Here is a 15,785-nt window from a genome sequence, read left to right on the forward strand (position 1 = left end):
AGTTGGCCTCATCCTCCCGCCACACGTTCGAAAGGGGAATGACGTGGGTCGTGGCCGGAACATTTTGGTGTCATATTTGGAAAGAACCGAATGTGTTCCAAAATCCTCCCCAACTGCCCCAAATATTTAACCCTTTCCACATCGGAAAGAGCCAACCGCGCCAATCGCGCCACATGGTTCACGTCTTTTTCGTTTAATGACATGGGAATGATTTTATCAGATATGGAACTTCAATGTGGACAACCGGCTGGCAATCATTTTGGTGTCGGCTCTTTAAAATGCTCCATCCGATCCGCATAGGGACTTCCATCGCGGCCAAGAAACTTTCGGCAGGAGATGGACGCGGTAAGTCGCCATAAAGTGCTGAGAAGATTTGCTTTGACCTGGTCGGTGCTTTTTAAAGATTCCCAGAAGGCCAATCCAACCCCGTCCGCGTTGTTCCCCTCCTCCAAATAACTGTAGAAGGGCCCGTCCAACAGCGTTACCTCGACGCCCAAGTGGGCGTAGGGTTTTTTGAGATATTTTATTTCCAACGGCGGCACAAGAGGCACGGGGTCGTTCACGTTGACGATGCGAACCAACGGAAGGTCCCGAAACTTTTTAGCGCCGTCGGCGTCGGTCACTTTCGGTTGACCAAAGGTCACGACCCGAGACACCTGCCAGCCTTGAGTTTTCAAATACATCCCAAAACCACGGCTTCCGCTCCTCCAAAGAATGTCCCGTGAGTGAAATGGAATACTCTTTGTTCATGCGAAGAATCGCGTCATTGTAGAGGCCCTGCGCCGCCACGTGAAACCCCCTGTGCAAAGGAATCTCAATCAGGGGGTCTTTTGTCTTGTCATATTCAATATCGAGAAGGGCGTTCTTGAGATTGGCGGTTCCCTGAACGGAGATCAAATGACGATGGGTGGTGGTGTCAGTGGCCAGGAAATAGCGGGTCTCCCGATCGGGAAACGATTTGACAACGACCGACGAGTATCCCTGCCCCGCGCAAACCGCTTGAATGACCGAATCGCTTTCATAGACCGCCTCAGACAGCGCGGCAAATCCATCGACCTCACTGAAATTCACATCGTGGGAAGTCGAGAACCTCTGTTTAAAAGGGTGAATGCAACCGGTCAAAAAGAGACCCGCCCCCAACAGCAATATCCGTGCAGATGACATGATTCGTATTAATCCTTCGTTTTTATTCATTTCCCTTTCCCCGTTTATTCTTCGACGATCTCCAACCGATCAATGCCATGGGTTTCACTTTCGGTTTGGTAGCGTTCTTCCATTTCACCGATGACGCGGAGCCGTTCCTCCGGCGACATTTTTCTAAAGCGTCGGGGCCGCGTTCTTCCTCGATATCGCGGATGGCCAGCCGGCTGACCAATCCCTCCCAAAAGGTTTCTTCGTCGTATTCGTCCAACACGTCGTGGCCCTTCTCCTCCAACTTCCGGGAGGGGAAGAACGTTTTCTCTTTTTCGCCGTAAACCACCAAATCCCCACATCCTGCCGCCTGGGCTTTTTTATATATCTTTTGTTCAAGGGAATAGGGATTCGTTATCGAATCGGGAACCTTGTGGGCGTTCGCGACCCAATCCGCCAGATACAGGCTTCCACCAACTTTCGATACTCCGCTGGAAAACTCCAATTGAATCATCACACTCTCCTGTTTGAATCTATCCCCGCTTCCCCTATCGGACCGGGGGAGCGGAGGGATGAAGATATTTCTCTATGTTCGGCGGGAGCTGTAAGACCCCCCCCCTGCATAAAATCCGCTCCGGCGCGAACGGGCTTGAAAATATATTGCGGGTCAAGAGAACAGGCCTTTTCGTGAAACTCTTGAGATTTCTCCGAAAGTCCCGCTTCGGCGTAGGCCACGCTCGCATTGTAGTAGGCCTCGGCAAAAGTGGGCTGACCCGCGATCGACTTCTCAAAATGCGCGATGGCTTGGTCGTATTTCTTTTCCGCCAGGAGGAGCAATCCTCGGTTGTTCTGAAGCTCATAGAAGTCGGGAGAGAGCGCGGACGCCTGATCGTAATTCTGGAGCGCTCGAGAGAAGTCCTTCCCGTTCATACCAGGGGCGGCCCCTGAGCGTATAGCCAAGGGCGGAGGAAGGATCCAACGCGATCGCGCGATCAAAGGTGGCCAGCGCGTCCGGATACTGCTTGAGATTCATATACGCTCGGCCGAGGTTGCAGTAGCTGATTTCGCGCGGTACCGCATCGATGGATTTCTGAAAATACTCGATGCTTTTCTCCGTCTCCCAACGACGGGCATAAATCAACCCGATGTTGTTTAATGCCTCGGCGTAGTGGGGGTCACACTCCACCGCTTTGAGGTAATACGAAAGAGATTTGTCGAAGTCTTTTTTCTCATTGTACAGATAGCCCAGGCTGTACAAGGCCCGCGGTTGCTTGGGATAAACCCGGAGCACATCTTCCCACAGGGCAAACGGGTCGTTGAAAAGGTTCCCCCGGTGGTAGGCCAACCATCCGAAGAACGCCAGGTGAATTCCCATCAGTCCCACGCACAAGAGGTGCGTTCCTGCCCGAAACAGCCGACTCATATCAACCCGAAAAACGGCACAGTATCCGAGGATAAGAATGAGCAGAAGTCCGTATTGGGATAGATACAACCGATTTTCCGCAAAGGCCGTCGTGGTCGGTAAAAGACGACGAAGGCGCCAGTTGGATCAAAAACCAGAGAACGGAAAACAAAACCAACCGCGACACAGCCGTCCCTTTTCTGACCACCATCCACCCCGCCCGCGAGAACCAAAGCCCGGCGGCCGACAAGAGAATCGCCGGCTCCGCGAGTGAATCGTAGTGTTTGGGCATGTGATCGAGGGACAGTCCCGCTGGGACGAAGACGCATTGGAGGTAGCGGACCAGCGAGACGATCTGAGTGACAACGTAGGGCCAGCGATCCCACGGCGACTCCGCCTCGAGGTCGCCGATACTCCCGAAATACGCCGCCCGCGCGGCGAAATAGAGCCCTAAAACAATCCAGAAAGGAAGATGAAGCCGGACCTGGGCGCGGAAAGAATTCAATCGCATCGGTGCACGACAACATAGTCGACCAACAATAAGATCGCCGGGAGCACGGCGACGGATTGTTCGATCGAGCCCTATCACAAAGAGCGCGACCATCCCCACGTATCGCGAGGGGGTGAGCGGTTTTGGCCTGAGAAACAGCAAAATCGCGCCCACGGACGCGAGCGCGGCGAGGATGTCCGACCGGTTAAACGTGTAGAGCGCCACAATCGCGTTGACCGGATGCACCACAAAAAAGAGCACGAGGAGGAACGACAGAACCGATTGTTCCGTTCCGAAAAGCAGAAAAAACAGGCGCCGCGATAAAAGGAACAGGAGAAACCCCACTCCCACATGACCAAGAAGATTGATGACACGATACCCGAAAGGATCGAGTTTTCCGACATAGTAGTTCAACGTATAGGTCAAAAACGTGACCGGCCGACTGGGATCATTTCGGACGAATGTCCTTTTGGGGGAATAGGGGTAGATCAGTTTGGAAAAGGCCTGGGAGAGATGATCGATCCGAATATCCGGATTGTTTTGAACTTTGTGGGCATCGTCAGGATAAACGGCGCATGGAGCGTCTGTCCATAGAGAAGGAATCCCACCAGGGCCAGCAACGCGGCCAGCCACAATCCCCCGCGCCCACGGCCTTCCCCGAGGGCCGCCGTCGCCTCGCTTCGGGCGGCCAAAGACTTCATCTTTTTCTTCCGTCTGCCCATGGAGGCACCCCCTCTTTCAGTGTTTTGCCCCGATGGGATCGGGGGTATGGTTGCTAAACGACGGGCTCAAAATTCGCGTAACGAGCCAGAATTTGTTTCCGGGCGCCGGAGTCGAAGAGGACGGTGACTTTGACATTTTCGCCGGTGCCGGACTTGTCCAAAATCTTGCCTTCGCCGAAGAGGGGGTGCCGGACCCGTTGACCCATCCGCAAGGGGTGGGGGCCCTTTGACATTCCCGATGCCGGAACAGCGGATTCCTCATCCGGATCATATGACCCAATGGGCACACCAGAACCGGAACCAACGTTGGACGGCGAAAAGGAGCTCGGTTCCCGGCCCCAGGGGGTGGCGGGAGAGGGGGAGGGACGCTGGATCGGCGCCTCAATGAGCCCGGCCTCGGTCACGAACCGGGAGGGCACGTTCCAGTGGGATCGGCCATAAATCCGGCGGGAAGAGGCGGCGGTGAGCATCAAATGCTCCCGGGCCCGGGTAATGGCCACGTAGGCCAGTCGACGTTCTTCCTCCAGTTCCTTCTCATCAAAAGCGGATTCGCCGATGGGGAAAAGGCCTTCCTCCAAACCCGTGACGTAGACGATGGGAAATTCCAAGCCTTTGGCCAAGTGAACGGTCATAAGGGTCACGGACCCGCCGTCTTCTTTCAGCGCGTCCAACCCAGAAGCCAACGACACTTTCTCTAAGAAAGAACCCACGGTTTTGTCTTCCGACGCTTCCTCAAATTCCTTGGAGGCGTTCACCAGTTCCTGCAAGTTATCCAGCCGATGGGCGGCCTCGGGATTGATGATGCGCTTGATCGCCACGGAATCGGCGGGGTTCACAGCCACGCGGAGATAGGCCAACACATCTTTGACTTCCATGCGTTCATAGAACCGCACGCTCCCCACCAGCGTATAGGGAATATTTTCGCGACGAAAAGCGTCTTCTAAAACCCGGGATTGGGCGTTGGTGCGATAGAAGACGGCGATGTCCGACCGTTGTCGGCCCGAGGCCAAATACCGAGCGGATTCTCTCGCAATAAACGCCGCCTCTTGAAGTTCGTCGGCGAATTCCTGAAATAAAACGGGCTCTCCTTCCCCCTTGTCCGTCCAAAGCTTTTTGTCTTTCCGGTATTTGTTTTTTGAGATCACGTTGTGGGCGGCCGTCAAGATGGGCTGAGTGGAACGATAGTTTTGTTCGAGTTTCACCACTTTCGCTCCGGAATAATCCCGCTCATATTCAAGGATGTTGCGGACGTCGGCGCCGCGAAAAGAATAGATCGATTGGTCGTCGTCTCCGACCACGCACAGGTTTTTGGGAGGCGCCACCAGGTGTTTCGCCAATAGATATTGCGCGTGGTTGGTGTCCTGGTATTCGTCCACCATGACGTGCCGGAAGCGGGCCTGGTATTTCGCTCAAGCGGTTCGTTATCACGCAGAGCGGTGGTCGTGCGCATGATGAGATCGCCGAAATCCAAGGCGTTGGCCTTGTTCATCTTTTTTTGGTAGTGGCTGTAAAGCGTGGCCACCATCTGGCGGAAGGGATCGTTTTGGGCCATGGCGTGGATGGCGTAGGAATCGGCGTCCAAAAGATCATCCTTGGCCCGGGAAATAACGTTCAAGACCTGGTTGGGCTTGTATTTCTTCTCGTCGAGCTTAATTCACGAAGGACCTCCTTGAGCACCTGGGTTTGGTCCCCGTCGTCATAGATGACGTAATGGGGATCGAGTCCCACGGCGCGGGCTTCCACCCGCAAGAATTGGGCGCAGAAAGAGTGGAAGGTCGAGATCCACACCCCCCGCCCAACGCCCCCCACACGCGAGTCGACCCGATGGCGCATTTCGGCCGCGGCCTTGTTGGTAAAGGTCACGGCCAATATGTTCCATGCCGGAACCCCCTCCGACAGCAAGTGGGCGATGCGGTAGGTGATGACGCGGGTCTTCCCCGACCCCGCCCCGGCCAGGATCAACAAGGGCCCTTCCCCATGGGTCACGGCTTCCCGTTGGGGAGGGTTTAGCGCATCGAGGAGTTTTGGATCCAAGGGCATAGTTTAGAGGGGCATTATACCAGATGGAGCATCCGACGGAAAAACCTTTTTATAAAAAGACCCTTGACAAGATTGGAATCTCGATTAAACTTCCTTGAAGTCCCCACGTTATTGTTCGGAGGTCGCCCAATGCGCCAATGGATCGCCTCACTCACCGTTTCTCCTTGCCTCGACATCCCTGTTCGCTTCCGTGACACTTCAAGTGAATGTCAAAAATGAAGCCGACCAAAACGTCAATGGCGCCACGATCTACGCCCTGGTCTTCACGAACAACGGGCCCGACGCCGTCAACAGCCGCGTGGGAGTGACGGTGAACGGAACCGTTGACATCAGCTTGACCGATGGGCTCAATTACGAGATTTTTCCCACCAAGGACGGGTTCACCCCCACCCTGCGCAATCAATTTTCAAGTCCCGACCCGGCGATGCACCACCATGTGACGGCCTCCGGGACGCCCGCTCCCCTCAATTTGGTTCTCCGTTCCGGAGGATCCGTGGCCGGCACGGTCACCGCCAGCGTGACCAACGCCAGTCCCAACAGCATGTTGTTTGGCCAAGTGGTGAACGGCGCGAACCGAGAGGATGTGGCCAGGAGCCTGCCTGACGGACGGAAGCGGGGCCTGCCCGCGCTGACCTTCGAACGTTCCCCCGCCGGCCCGAACACCTATCGGGTCAGCGCCCATGACCCTGTCCTCAATAAAGGGAATGAAACCAAAGTGGCGAATGCCTTGGCCAAAGATGGAAGCGTCGGCCCCTATCCCCTCAACCTCGCTGGAGGACTTCCCCCTGAAACCGTCGACCGCCAGAACGGAAATCAGCCCACCGGAGACGCCAGTCTTCAAGGAGTGGTGACCTCCACCAACAACGTGCCCATTCCCTTTGTGGGGGTCAGTTACCAAAGCCCCAACGGTCCCGGATCGTGGGGACAGACGGACCAAAACGGACGATTCACTTTTTATGGATTAACGGAAGGAACCACGTACTACGCTCAAGTTTATGCCGGATGCAACCCATCCGGATGTTTTCAGGGATATACCAGCCTCGCCGCGGAAACCCGCGGAGCGTCTGTGGGACCGAAAGACATCGTCTTTAGCAACGCCAGCGCGCCCCTGAAAGTGAAAATTCAGCTCCAACAGGCAAGCCCCGGGACAGGGGTCATTCCTGTCTCTGTGGTTGACCAAAACGGCGATCCTTTGCCAGGGGGCAACATCAACCTTTGGCCCGACGGAAAATCGTGGCACACCAATCCCGCTCAGAATTGCTCGGACGCTTTTCGAACAGGTCCAATCCCGGATTGGCCAACACCATGGCGGACGCAACGTCGGGCAACGCGACACTCACCGACTCCCGCCGGGAAATTATGTCTTAAATGTGTGGTCTCCTTTTACCTCCGAGGGAGTGCAATACAACGCCGGGGCTGACAAACAATTCGGGTTCGATTGGAACAACACCTGCGGTTCCAGCCCACACCAGGACGACCTTCGGGTCACCATCGACTCGACGACGACGCCCAGTGTGCATGTTTATAATTCCCAGGGAACAGATCTCGGCCTCAGTTCCGTGACGGTGGTGGTCAATACGATTCAGCCCAGCGCGAACCACACGGTGCATATGCACCTGGCCTTCCCTGAAGCCGTCAATTTGAGCTCGGACCCCATTCTGGTCACTCTGCAAGACTGCAGCAGTGGACACGGATGCAGCGGTGGATACAAGCAGTTCAACGGGGCCCCGCATCGACCTTTGATTTCGATCTGGCCATCGGAACAGGAAGTTACTGGGTCAACGTCCAATCGAAATATTGGGGCGTGGTGCGAGAGGGCGGCGGCCAGGGACAGCTGGTCGTTACGGAAGGATTAATCGGCGCCATCCCCCTGAATTTCAAATTCGCCAAAGCGGGACGAATCAAGGGATTTTTGTATAAACCCGATGGAAGCCTCTATACCCCGGGCATGGGAAGCGGGGCGAGCATTAATGCCGGGATGAAAAGCGGCAATGGATGGGGGTACGGCAATATCAGCCGGGATGGGAGCTACGTCATTGGAGGATTGTTACCGGGGACCTATCAAATCCGCGCCAACGGGTGGGGCGATTTTGATCTGGCCAATCCCATCGAGCAAGTGACAGTGAACGTAGTGGCCGAACAAGACGCCTATGTTGAAGTTCACACGGTGAACGGAACTAAAGTTCTCCCCCGGGTGAACCTGGGTCTTTGGACCCCGACGTTCCCCTTGGGCCGTCCCAGCCCCGACAAGGACGGGCCCTTCGAGCCGTCTTCCTCCCGCCGGGTCGAAACTGGGCCCGAAACTGTCGGACCTCATGACGGGGGCGACCAACCGAACGGATTGCTACCAGGCGTTGGGCGACAATGGCCAATGGACCCGGATATGAGGGGTTCTGCCCTGGCAACGTTGAATCGCCAGGCGGTGATTTCTATCTCCTCCGCAATGAGGAGTTTCAGCCCGGAGAGACCTCCTACCAATTCTTATCCCCTCTTTGTGGCCAAAAAACGTGATCGTTTCTGATGATAAGGCGATTGAAAGCGTGTTCGTCCAAGGGTCTACGATTAATGTCGTTCCCGTGGACCTCGCCACCCGCCGGAACAGCCAATGGAACGCCACCTTAAAGGAGATCTCACCGCCGCCAATATTTTCCGCGAGAGCGACTTCGCCGCCCTGGGGGAAACTTCGACAACTTCATAAAGTTTATCCCTCTCGTCACACTCTTCAACACGGACGGGAGATCCAGCCGTCGGCCTCGTGACCCCTCGTCCGGATGAATTCGATGACAACGATGATATCCTCCTTCAAGCGGCAGTGGCCGGGGAAATTGGGCTCCCTTCAAAACCTTATTCGACGGTTTTCATTTCTCCTACAGAATTCTGGGGCTGAAACCAACACGACCTTTATCGCCGTATTGACAACCCCAATTATCCGCCATCCAAGGTTCAAGGCGCACGGGGGCGAACGGGTCGATCACGGTTCAGGATTTTAACCTGGACGAATCGGTCGGGGCCGGCGCCACACTTTCCGCGTGGTGACCGGCACAGGCGGGGCGCCCCTCCCCAACGCTTCGGTCACCGTCAAAAGCCCCTGTGATTGGAAACCAAAACATTGACCACCGGGGCGGACGGAAGCTACACCTCCCGCTCTGCCAAAGGATCGTTCCGGATCACCGCGGTGGCTCCCGGCTATGTGCCGGATGTCAAATTGTTGGAGGTCACCCACCCGACGGCCGTCACAAGGGACTTCGCCCTGGGCACAGGGGCTGGGATCATTCGAGGAACCGTATATAAACGGAAGTTTCCCTCCCCAAGTGTTGGTGGGCGCCACGGTGGTGGCCTATGACGACACGAAAAACGGTCTTCACCCCACCGATCCCGTTTATCTCTATGTGGTCAAAACCAGTTCCGTCGGGGCGTACGATTTATCAGGACTGGTGGTCGGCCACGATTACCGCATCTCTTTGGCGGTCCCAGGGAAATATGTTCTTTCCCAAACCACCACGGCCGCTGTCTCGCCGATCGAAGATGTCGATTTCACGCTCCAGTCAAAAGCGCTGGATGTGGATGTCACCGTTCGCAAACGCGATGCCGACTTTGAGTTCATCATCAACAACCCGGCTGACTTCGCCAGCGGCGAGGCCAGGACAAGATCCGTTCGTCCTGGGCACTTCCACCGACGTCCGAGCGACTTCGAACAACTGCCGAACAAACAGCTCGTGGCCCACATTCCCTTCGCGGGATTGACCGCGGGCACGGATTATCTCCTTCACATCGCCGCCGAGTCCTATTCCGGCGACACGGTGGTCAAGGAGGTCCCCTTTTCCCTTGGGGACCAGGGCCACGCGGAAAAACAAATCGACCTGGCTCTCCTCGGGGATGAAACAGAGAACAGCCAAGGCCGCGCCGCAAATGAAGTTTTGATCGACGAATCCGGGTCAGACCCCTCCGGCATCGTCATCCCCACCGGCGGCATGGTCACCAGCACAGGGGCCGCCAGCGACGTGCCTCAAATGACCTTCTCCAAAACCGATCGGGAAGACGCGGGGGTGGCCGACCTCACCGGGGATCTCCCGACCGAGGGAACCCTCTCCAGCGAAATTTACACCTTAGAACTCGATAACGTGAACCTCACCGAAAAAGGCTTCGAGGTCAACCTCGGGTTCGATTCGGACGCGGATTGGTCCGAATTGGCCGCCTACCAGTATAATCCCACAACCCACCAATGGGAGCTGGTTCCAGGCGTCCAAACCATTGATCCTTCCGCCGGAACGATCAATTTCAACGTGACCGATCTTTCCGGAGGCGCACCGGGGTGCTCCCCGCTTGGGCCGCCCGCCGCCCTGGCTCCCAGCCCCACTCGAAGCATGCGGGCCGCCTTCAATGGCCAGAGCCACAGCATCCGCATCGGCGCCACCAGTGGCGCGGGGCAGTTTGCCATCATGAAAATCTCCGGCATTGCCGGCGCCAGTTTCTCGGGAACAAAGTTCAAGGTCTTCAACTTCCCCAATCCGTTTAACTTGAAAGCCAAAACGGTCAACCTCTCCAACAGGGCGGCACCTCCACCCTCGCCACCGACGGGACCATCATCAAGTTCGAGGTTCCCTCCTCGGTCAGCCCGGGCCACGTCGTGATTCGCGTCTATTCTCTCTCCGGGGAATTGGTGCGCGAGTTGGACGAAGGCGACCGGCCCGGCGGGTTTTATTACTACACCACCTGGGACGGCAAAAACAAAGACGGCAAAGACGTCGCCAACGGGGTGTACTACGGTGTGATTTCCATGCCGGGGGTCAGCGTCAAAGACGCCCGATTCAAAATGGCGGTCGTGAAGTAACGGCGCCGCGGAGGATATGACCATGACGACCTTGAAATGAAAAACGCGGCCGCAACACTCGTCGCTCTGCTGTCGGTCCTCCCGCTCCGCGCGGGCGGTGCGGGAACTTCAGGCGTCAACTTCCTCAAATCGGGCGTCGGAGCCCGATCCTTGGCCATGGCGGGCGCCGCCGTCTCAACGGTGGATGACGCCAACGCCATCTACTGGAACCCGGCCCGCCTGGCGCGCATCAACGACACCAGCGTCACAGCGACCTACGCCAGCCTTTTCGAAGACCAATCCCAGGGATTCCTGGGCGCGGCCACACCCTGGGGGGGTCTGGGGGTCGTTGGCCTGGGGGTGAATTATTTGACCGTTAAAGACATCGAAAAACGCGCCGGGGACACAGAAACGGCCGATTCGACCTTTAAGGATCAGGAATATTCGGCCTCCGTGTCCTTCGCCCGCAAAGGTGTGCTGTGGGATGCCTTGGATCTCGGCGCGAACGCAAAAATGATTCACCAAAGCTTGGACACTTATAAAGAAAACGCTTATGCTGTGGACCTCGGCGCCACATATCTCTTGACGGAAAAAATGACCGCCGGCCTGACGGTCCAAAATCTCGGGAGCAAACTGGGTTCCGATTCACTGCCCGTCCTGATCAAGGCCGGTGGCGACTGGCGGCTGTTCCAGGACAAGCTGACCGTCGCCCTGGACGGCAGTGCCTGGGTCACTGACAGCGATACACCGGAAACGCCGGAACTGAATTTTGGCTGGCCAAACCCTGGCCCTTCGGGCCGGATACCGGTTCGGACAGGGCCCCGACCATCTGGGCGGATCGTCCAGACTCGCCGTGGGCGTTGGGGTTTCAGCTCAGCTCTCTCCCCTCGACTACGCCTTCCTCCTCCGGAGACCTGGGCGATACCCACCGCATCACCTTCGGCGCAAAGTTTAAATAGTTACACCTTATCCTGTTCCCAGGGGCTCTTCTCGGGTTTCCCAATCCCCGGCAGAGCCCCTGGGCACATTTCTATGTGGACCACCAAAAGGTAGAATGTGACCAATAAAATCATGACTCGATCCGCCGGGTTATCCATTTCTGTTTCTTTCGCTCGCGCTCGCCTTGCGCGCTGGGGAACCTTTGCCGGAGAAATCCGACATGGATTTGAAACAGTGTTATCACATTGCCGTTCAGCACAACGAGCCGCTGAAACGCCAGAGGGAAGACATTGTTCGGTCGCAGGCTCAGGCCCGCGCGGCGTTGGGCGGGGCCTTTCCCCACGTTTCTTGGAAATGGAGCGACATCCGGCAAGATGGAAGCGGAATGGACGGGGCCGGGTGGAGAGCCTGCTGGAAAAAAACCAAGTGGAATCCAAATTCACCCTTCAACAACCCCTTTTCACAGGATTGAAAGAATTTTCCGCCTACGCTGGCTTTAAAAAACAGGAAACCCGAGACGAGTGGCGACTGCGCCAAGCGGAACTCCAACTGTATGACGAAGTCTCCCGGGCCTATTTCGATGTGGTGGCCCTGGAGTCCGCCCTTGTCAACAACGCCACCTCCGTCACGCTCTCCCAAGACAGGCTCGCGGAACTGAAATCGTTCTACCGATTGGGAAAATCCCGGGAAGGGGAAATATTTAGCGCCGAATCCCAGTTGGCGGCTCTCAAAGCGATTCAGGTCCACCTGAAGGGTCAAATCCGCGTGGCCCGGGAAACACTCTCCTTTCTCGCGGGTCAAGATCTGGGGTCCGCCTCCCTGATCCTCGGACCCAAAGAGACTCCCGAACCCGTAACCCTCTATTTAAATCAGTCCGCCCGTCGACCGGACGTGAGGCCCAGCGGCAAGAAGTGTTGGCCCAAGCCCTGCGAGTCCGTTACGAGAAAGGCTCCTATTGGCCCAGCGCCAACTTGTCGGAAATTATTACACCCAACGCCCCGGCTTTTTATGACCCCATCAATGGGACGTGATGTTGAACTTGGACGTTCCGCTCTTCCAGGGAGGCACGGTGAAAGCGCGCGTGGCTGACGCCCGGTCTGGGCTCCAGCAAGCCCAGTTGTCTTTGGATTACCTTGAACGGCAGATCCAAAGCGACGTCAAGAAAGCGTATGAGGCCTGGACGGCTTCGCTCGAAGAATCCCAATCCTTGGAAGAGGCCTACCAAGCCTCTAAGAAAAGTTACGATGCCCAACGGCGGGAATACCGGTTGGGGTTGGTAACCAACCTCGACGTCTTAAACGCCATGAACCTCATGCAGAACCCGGCCTAAGCGTCGTCCCGCCGTGACGTGGCGCTGGCGTGGAATCCCAACGGCAAACCCCCTCCCCGCTTTTTGGGGTTGGTCTGGAAAGACATGGTCACCCACGGGAGCTTTGCTTCAGTTCAATCATGAGACTTTCAGATACAGCCATCAAAAACCCTGTTTTCGCCTGGATGCTCATGGCGGGCATGATCATCTTTGGGGTCATCAGTTTCATGTCCATCGGCAAAAGCCAACTGCCCGACGTGGATTTCCCCATCATCAGCGTGTCCACCCGCTGGGAAGGGGCCTCGCCTGAAGTGATGGAGACCGACGTGGTGGACGTGATTGAAGACGCTGTGACATCCGTCAAGGGCGTAAAAAAAATCAATTCCACCTCGCGGCTCGGCCAGGCCGCCATCGTCATTGAGTTCGATTTAAAAACCGATGTGGATGTGGCGCTCCAGGAAGTGCAAAGCACCATTTCCCAGGCCCAGTTCAATTTACCGAAAGATTTGGACCCTCCGATCATCGCCAAGTTCAATCCGGAAGACCAGCCGTTCATGTGGCTGTCGGTCTCCGGCGACCGGCCGCTCCGCTACCTCATGGAACTCGTGCGGGATAATTTAAAACAGGAGTTCACGACCCTCCCGGGTGTCGGCAACGTTTTCCTTGGGGGCTACGTCGAGCCTTCTCTGCGCGTCTGGTTGGATCCGAAAAAGATGGACGCCAAGGAGATCACCGTTCAAGACGTGGTGGCCGCCGTCCAAAGCGAACACAGCGAGCGTCCCGCCGGGTATCTCACCTCGCCCACAAAAGAATGGAACCTCCGCGTCATGGGGGAAATTGCCAAACCGGACGAATTTAAAAACCTCATCATCCCTCTCCGGAACGGCACCCCGGTCTACCGCCCGTTCCAACTGAAAGACGTCTCCACCATCGAAGACGGTCTGGCCGATGCCCGGGCCATTTCCCGCGTGGATCAAAGACCCGCCGTTGGTCTTGGCATTTTGAAACAGCGCAACGCCAACATGGTGGAAGTGGGCCGACGCGTCACCGAAAAGTGGCGGCCCTTCAAAAGACCCTTCCCAGCGGGTGTCCATTTGGCCATCAACTTCGACGGCACCGCTTTCGTCAAACAGTCCACCCACGAGCTCAATTTCAATTTGATCCTGGCGGCCATCCTGACGTCCGTCATCTGTTGGCTTTTTGGGGTCTTGGGTTCGGCCATCAACATTATTCTGGCCATCCCGACGTCCATCCTGGGCACCTTCATTATTCTACAGATGTTGGGGTTCACCCAAAATACCTTTACGCTCTTGGGGCTCCCTTGGTGGTCGGCATCGTGGTGGACGACGCCATCATGGTTCTGGAAAACATCGTCCGCCACCGGGAAATGGGCGAACCCCGCGTTCAAGCCGCCATCGTGGGCGCCCAGGAAATCTATTTCGCCGCCATGGCCACGTCCGTTGCCATTTTGGCCATTTTCCTTCCGGTGGTTTTCATCAAAGGGAGTCATCGGAAAATACTTTTCAGTTCGGAATGACCATTTCGGCGGCGGTCATACTCTCCCTGCTTGAAGCCCTGACCCTCGCCCCCATGCGCTGTTCTCAATTTCTGGAAGTGGGACACGGCAGGAATCGTTTCCCGCACCATGGACCGATGGATGGTCGTTTTGACCCGGTGGTATAAGGTGTCTTTGAACCTCTGCCTCAACAACCGCTGGAAAGTGGTGGGGATTTCCATTCTTATTTTTGTGGCGTCGCTCTTCCTCTTTAAACCCATTAAAAGAACTTGATGCCCCCAAGACCAGAGCGTGCTTTTATCCGACTCCAAACACCAGTGGGTCCTCCTTGGCATTCACCGGACGAAACGCTAAAAAAGCAGAGCTTTCACGCTCTCCCTTGGCGAAGTGGAACGCTATTACGCCGCCGTGGGCGGATTCAAGGAGGAGAAATCAACTCCGCGTTCATGTTCATTTCTTAAAACAGCCCAAGGAAATGACCCGTTCCTTCCGGAAGGCGAAAGGCCTACACCAGCAGGACCTGATGGATATTTTCCGAGATGAACTCAATAAAATTCCCGGGGTTGAAAAGGCGCTCCTGCAAGACCTTTCCGTCGCAGGCGGCGGGGCGGAACCGGGCTTCCCCGTGGACCTTTCTCTTCGCGGGCGGGACTGGGACGAATTGGCGCGGGTCAGCGAAATCGTCAAAACTAAAATGAATGAAACCGGCCTCATGGTGGACGTGGATTCGGATTACCAACTGGGCATGCCGGAAGTTCAAATTTTCCCGAACCGATCCGCCGCCGCGGAACGGGGTCAGCGTTTCCGCCATTGGGGAGGTGGTGAACGCCACCTTAGGCGGCCAACAGGTGCGAGCAAATTTTCCCGCGGAGGCCGCCGTTCGACATCCGCGTGCGCTTTTCCCCAAGCGACCGGGACAAACCCTCGGACATTAGCAAGATCACCGTACGCAACAACCGGGGACAGGTGGTCCCCCTCATGGACGTGGTCACCGTTCAGGAAAAGAAAACCCTCCTCACCATCACGCGGGAAAACCGTTCCCGGGCTATTCGACTTTACGCCAACGTGGCCACCGGCAAATCCCAGGCCGACGCCTTGGCCGCCCTTCGTAAAATTGAAAAAGAAGTCTTGCCGGAAGGCGTCAAAATGGTGTTCTCCGGCGCCTCGGAAACCTTTCAGGAGGCCTTCATGGGCCTCGCGATCGCCTTGGTGCTGGGCGTGCTCATCGCTTACATGGTGCTGGGGTCCCAATTCAATGGTTTCATCCACCCGACGTTGGTATTGGTGGCGCTCCCCTTCAGCATCACCGGCGCCGTGGTGGCCCTCTGGCTGGGGAACCAATCCTTGAACATGTTCAGCATGATCGGGATCGTCCTCCTGATGGGCATCGTGAAAAAGAACTCGATCATGTTGGTGGATTTCACAA

Annotated in this window: 18 protein-coding genes and 1 pseudogene; 10 read left to right on the forward strand and 9 right to left on the reverse strand. The window is 56.4% G+C overall.

The annotated features are described in order from the left end of the window. Positions 1–254: 254 nt before the first annotated feature. The 8 genes and pseudogenes from IPP35_12580 to IPP35_12615 all read right to left on the reverse strand — a co-directional run bounded on the left by IPP35_12580 (position 255) and on the right by IPP35_12615 (position 5,785). Positions 255–656 carry a hypothetical protein gene (locus tag IPP35_12580; GenBank protein ID MBL0059893.1) on the reverse strand — a complete coding sequence of 134 codons (402 nt, stop codon included), beginning with the start codon at positions 654–656 and terminating at the stop codon, positions 255–257. After that, the gene (locus IPP35_12585; protein ID MBL0059894.1) at positions 601–1,194 is read right to left on the reverse strand and encodes a hypothetical protein; all 594 of its coding nucleotides are present in this window, start codon (positions 1,192–1,194) and stop codon (positions 601–603) included. Before IPP35_12585 ends, IPP35_12580 begins: the two co-directional genes overlap by 56 nt. Then, on the reverse strand, positions 1,187–1,645 hold the full coding sequence (locus tag IPP35_12590; GenBank protein MBL0059895.1) for a hypothetical protein: 459 nt from the start codon (positions 1,643–1,645) through the stop codon (positions 1,187–1,189). Before IPP35_12590 ends, IPP35_12585 begins: the two co-directional genes overlap by 8 nt. Next, entirely contained in the window at positions 1,645–2,061 is a 417-nt protein-coding gene (locus IPP35_12595) for a tetratricopeptide repeat protein (protein ID MBL0059896.1), read from the reverse strand. Before IPP35_12595 ends, IPP35_12590 begins: the two co-directional genes overlap by 1 nt. Beyond that, the gene (locus IPP35_12600; GenBank protein ID MBL0059897.1) at positions 1,988–2,554 is read right to left on the reverse strand and encodes a tetratricopeptide repeat protein; all 567 of its coding nucleotides are present in this window, start codon (positions 2,552–2,554) and stop codon (positions 1,988–1,990) included. Before IPP35_12600 ends, IPP35_12595 begins: the two co-directional genes overlap by 74 nt. Before the next feature lies 1 nt (position 2,555). Then, the gene (locus IPP35_12605) at positions 2,556–3,449 is read right to left on the reverse strand and encodes a hypothetical protein (protein MBL0059898.1); all 894 of its coding nucleotides are present in this window, start codon (positions 3,447–3,449) and stop codon (positions 2,556–2,558) included. A gap of 62 nt (positions 3,450–3,511) precedes the next feature. Next, a complete protein-coding gene (locus IPP35_12610) occupies positions 3,512–3,745 on the reverse strand; it encodes a hypothetical protein (protein ID MBL0059899.1) in 234 nt (77 codons plus the stop codon). Between the two features lie 53 nt (positions 3,746–3,798). Further along, positions 3,799–5,785, reverse strand: a pseudogene (locus IPP35_12615) (UvrD-helicase domain-containing protein). A 202-nt stretch (positions 5,786–5,987) separates the two neighbouring features. Here IPP35_12615 and IPP35_12620 point away from each other — a divergent pair. The 9 genes from IPP35_12620 to IPP35_12660 all read left to right on the forward strand — a co-directional run bounded on the left by IPP35_12620 (position 5,988) and on the right by IPP35_12660 (position 14,632). After that, positions 5,988–7,205, forward strand: a complete 1,218-nt coding sequence (locus tag IPP35_12620; GenBank protein MBL0059900.1) for a carboxypeptidase regulatory-like domain-containing protein — start codon at positions 5,988–5,990, stop codon at positions 7,203–7,205. A gap of 273 nt (positions 7,206–7,478) precedes the next feature. Beyond that, positions 7,479–8,306 (forward strand): hypothetical protein, encoded by an 828-nt coding sequence (locus IPP35_12625; protein ID MBL0059901.1) that lies wholly within the window; start codon positions 7,479–7,481, stop codon positions 8,304–8,306. Positions 8,307–9,096: 790 nt separating this feature from the next. Then, entirely contained in the window at positions 9,097–10,416 is a 1,320-nt protein-coding gene (locus IPP35_12630) for a hypothetical protein (GenBank protein MBL0059902.1), read from the forward strand. Then, positions 10,368–10,616: a hypothetical protein gene (locus tag IPP35_12635; protein ID MBL0059903.1), complete on the forward strand. Its 249-nt coding sequence runs from the start codon at positions 10,368–10,370 to the stop codon at positions 10,614–10,616. Before IPP35_12630 ends, IPP35_12635 begins: the two co-directional genes overlap by 49 nt. Before the next feature lie 36 nt (positions 10,617–10,652). Then, positions 10,653–11,648, forward strand: a complete 996-nt coding sequence (locus IPP35_12640; GenBank protein ID MBL0059904.1) for a PorV/PorQ family protein — start codon at positions 10,653–10,655, stop codon at positions 11,646–11,648. 285 nt (positions 11,649–11,933) lie between these two features. After that, positions 11,934–12,623 carry a TolC family protein gene (locus IPP35_12645; protein MBL0059905.1) on the forward strand — a complete coding sequence of 230 codons (690 nt, stop codon included), beginning with the start codon at positions 11,934–11,936 and terminating at the stop codon, positions 12,621–12,623. Further along, complete coding sequence (locus IPP35_12650; protein MBL0059906.1) at positions 12,565–12,864, forward strand: TolC family protein; 300 nt, start codon at positions 12,565–12,567, stop codon at positions 12,862–12,864. The genes IPP35_12645 and IPP35_12650 overlap by 59 nt, the downstream gene beginning before the upstream one ends. Positions 12,865–12,983: 119 nt before the next feature. Next, on the forward strand, positions 12,984–14,414 hold the full coding sequence (locus tag IPP35_12655) for an efflux RND transporter permease subunit (protein ID MBL0059907.1): 1,431 nt from the start codon (positions 12,984–12,986) through the stop codon (positions 14,412–14,414). 74 nt (positions 14,415–14,488) lie between these two features. Next, a complete protein-coding gene (locus IPP35_12660; protein ID MBL0059908.1) occupies positions 14,489–14,632 on the forward strand; it encodes an efflux RND transporter permease subunit in 144 nt (47 codons plus the stop codon). A 232-nt stretch (positions 14,633–14,864) separates the two neighbouring features. Here IPP35_12660 and IPP35_12665 read toward each other — a convergent pair whose 3' ends face one another. Continuing rightward, complete coding sequence (locus IPP35_12665) at positions 14,865–15,170, reverse strand: hypothetical protein (GenBank protein MBL0059909.1); 306 nt, start codon at positions 15,168–15,170, stop codon at positions 14,865–14,867. Positions 15,171–15,250: 80 nt separating this feature from the next. Here IPP35_12665 and IPP35_12670 point away from each other — a divergent pair. Next, positions 15,251–15,785: efflux RND transporter permease subunit (locus IPP35_12670; GenBank protein MBL0059910.1), on the forward strand; the 535-nt coding region annotated here is incomplete at its 3' end.

It is taken from the genome of Elusimicrobiota bacterium (assembly GCA_016721625.1).
Taxonomy (GTDB): domain Bacteria; phylum Elusimicrobiota; class Elusimicrobia; order FEN-1173; family FEN-1173; genus JADKHR01.

What these genes read in the sequence shown, in the direction of transcription:
- IPP35_12590 (MBL0059895.1), bottom strand. Translation starts at nt 1,645, where the DNA reads ATGATTCAATTGGAGTTTTCCAGCGGAGTATCGAAAGTTGGTGGAAGC.
- IPP35_12595 (MBL0059896.1), bottom strand. Translation starts at nt 2,061, where the DNA reads ATGAACGGGAAGGACTTCTCTCGAGCGCTCCAGAATTACGATCAGGCG.
- IPP35_12625 (MBL0059901.1), top strand. Translation starts at nt 7,479, where the DNA reads ATGCAGCGGTGGATACAAGCAGTTCAACGGGGCCCCGCATCGACCTTT.
- IPP35_12640 (MBL0059904.1), top strand. Translation starts at nt 10,653, where the DNA reads ATGAAAAACGCGGCCGCAACACTCGTCGCTCTGCTGTCGGTCCTCCCG.
- IPP35_12655 (MBL0059907.1), top strand. Translation starts at nt 12,984, where the DNA reads ATGAGACTTTCAGATACAGCCATCAAAAACCCTGTTTTCGCCTGGATG.
- IPP35_12650 (MBL0059906.1), top strand. Translation starts at nt 12,565, where the DNA reads ATGTTGAACTTGGACGTTCCGCTCTTCCAGGGAGGCACGGTGAAAGCG.
- IPP35_12585 (MBL0059894.1), bottom strand. Translation starts at nt 1,194, where the DNA reads ATGAATAAAAACGAAGGATTAATACGAATCATGTCATCTGCACGGATA.
- IPP35_12660 (MBL0059908.1), top strand. Translation starts at nt 14,489, where the DNA reads ATGGACCGATGGATGGTCGTTTTGACCCGGTGGTATAAGGTGTCTTTG.
- IPP35_12665 (MBL0059909.1), bottom strand. Translation starts at nt 15,170, where the DNA reads ATGGCGGAAACGCTGACCCCGTTCCGCGGCGGCGGATCGGTTCGGGAA.
- IPP35_12610 (MBL0059899.1), bottom strand. Translation starts at nt 3,745, where the DNA reads ATGGGCAGACGGAAGAAAAAGATGAAGTCTTTGGCCGCCCGAAGCGAG.
- IPP35_12600 (MBL0059897.1), bottom strand. Translation starts at nt 2,554, where the DNA reads ATGAGTCGGCTGTTTCGGGCAGGAACGCACCTCTTGTGCGTGGGACTG.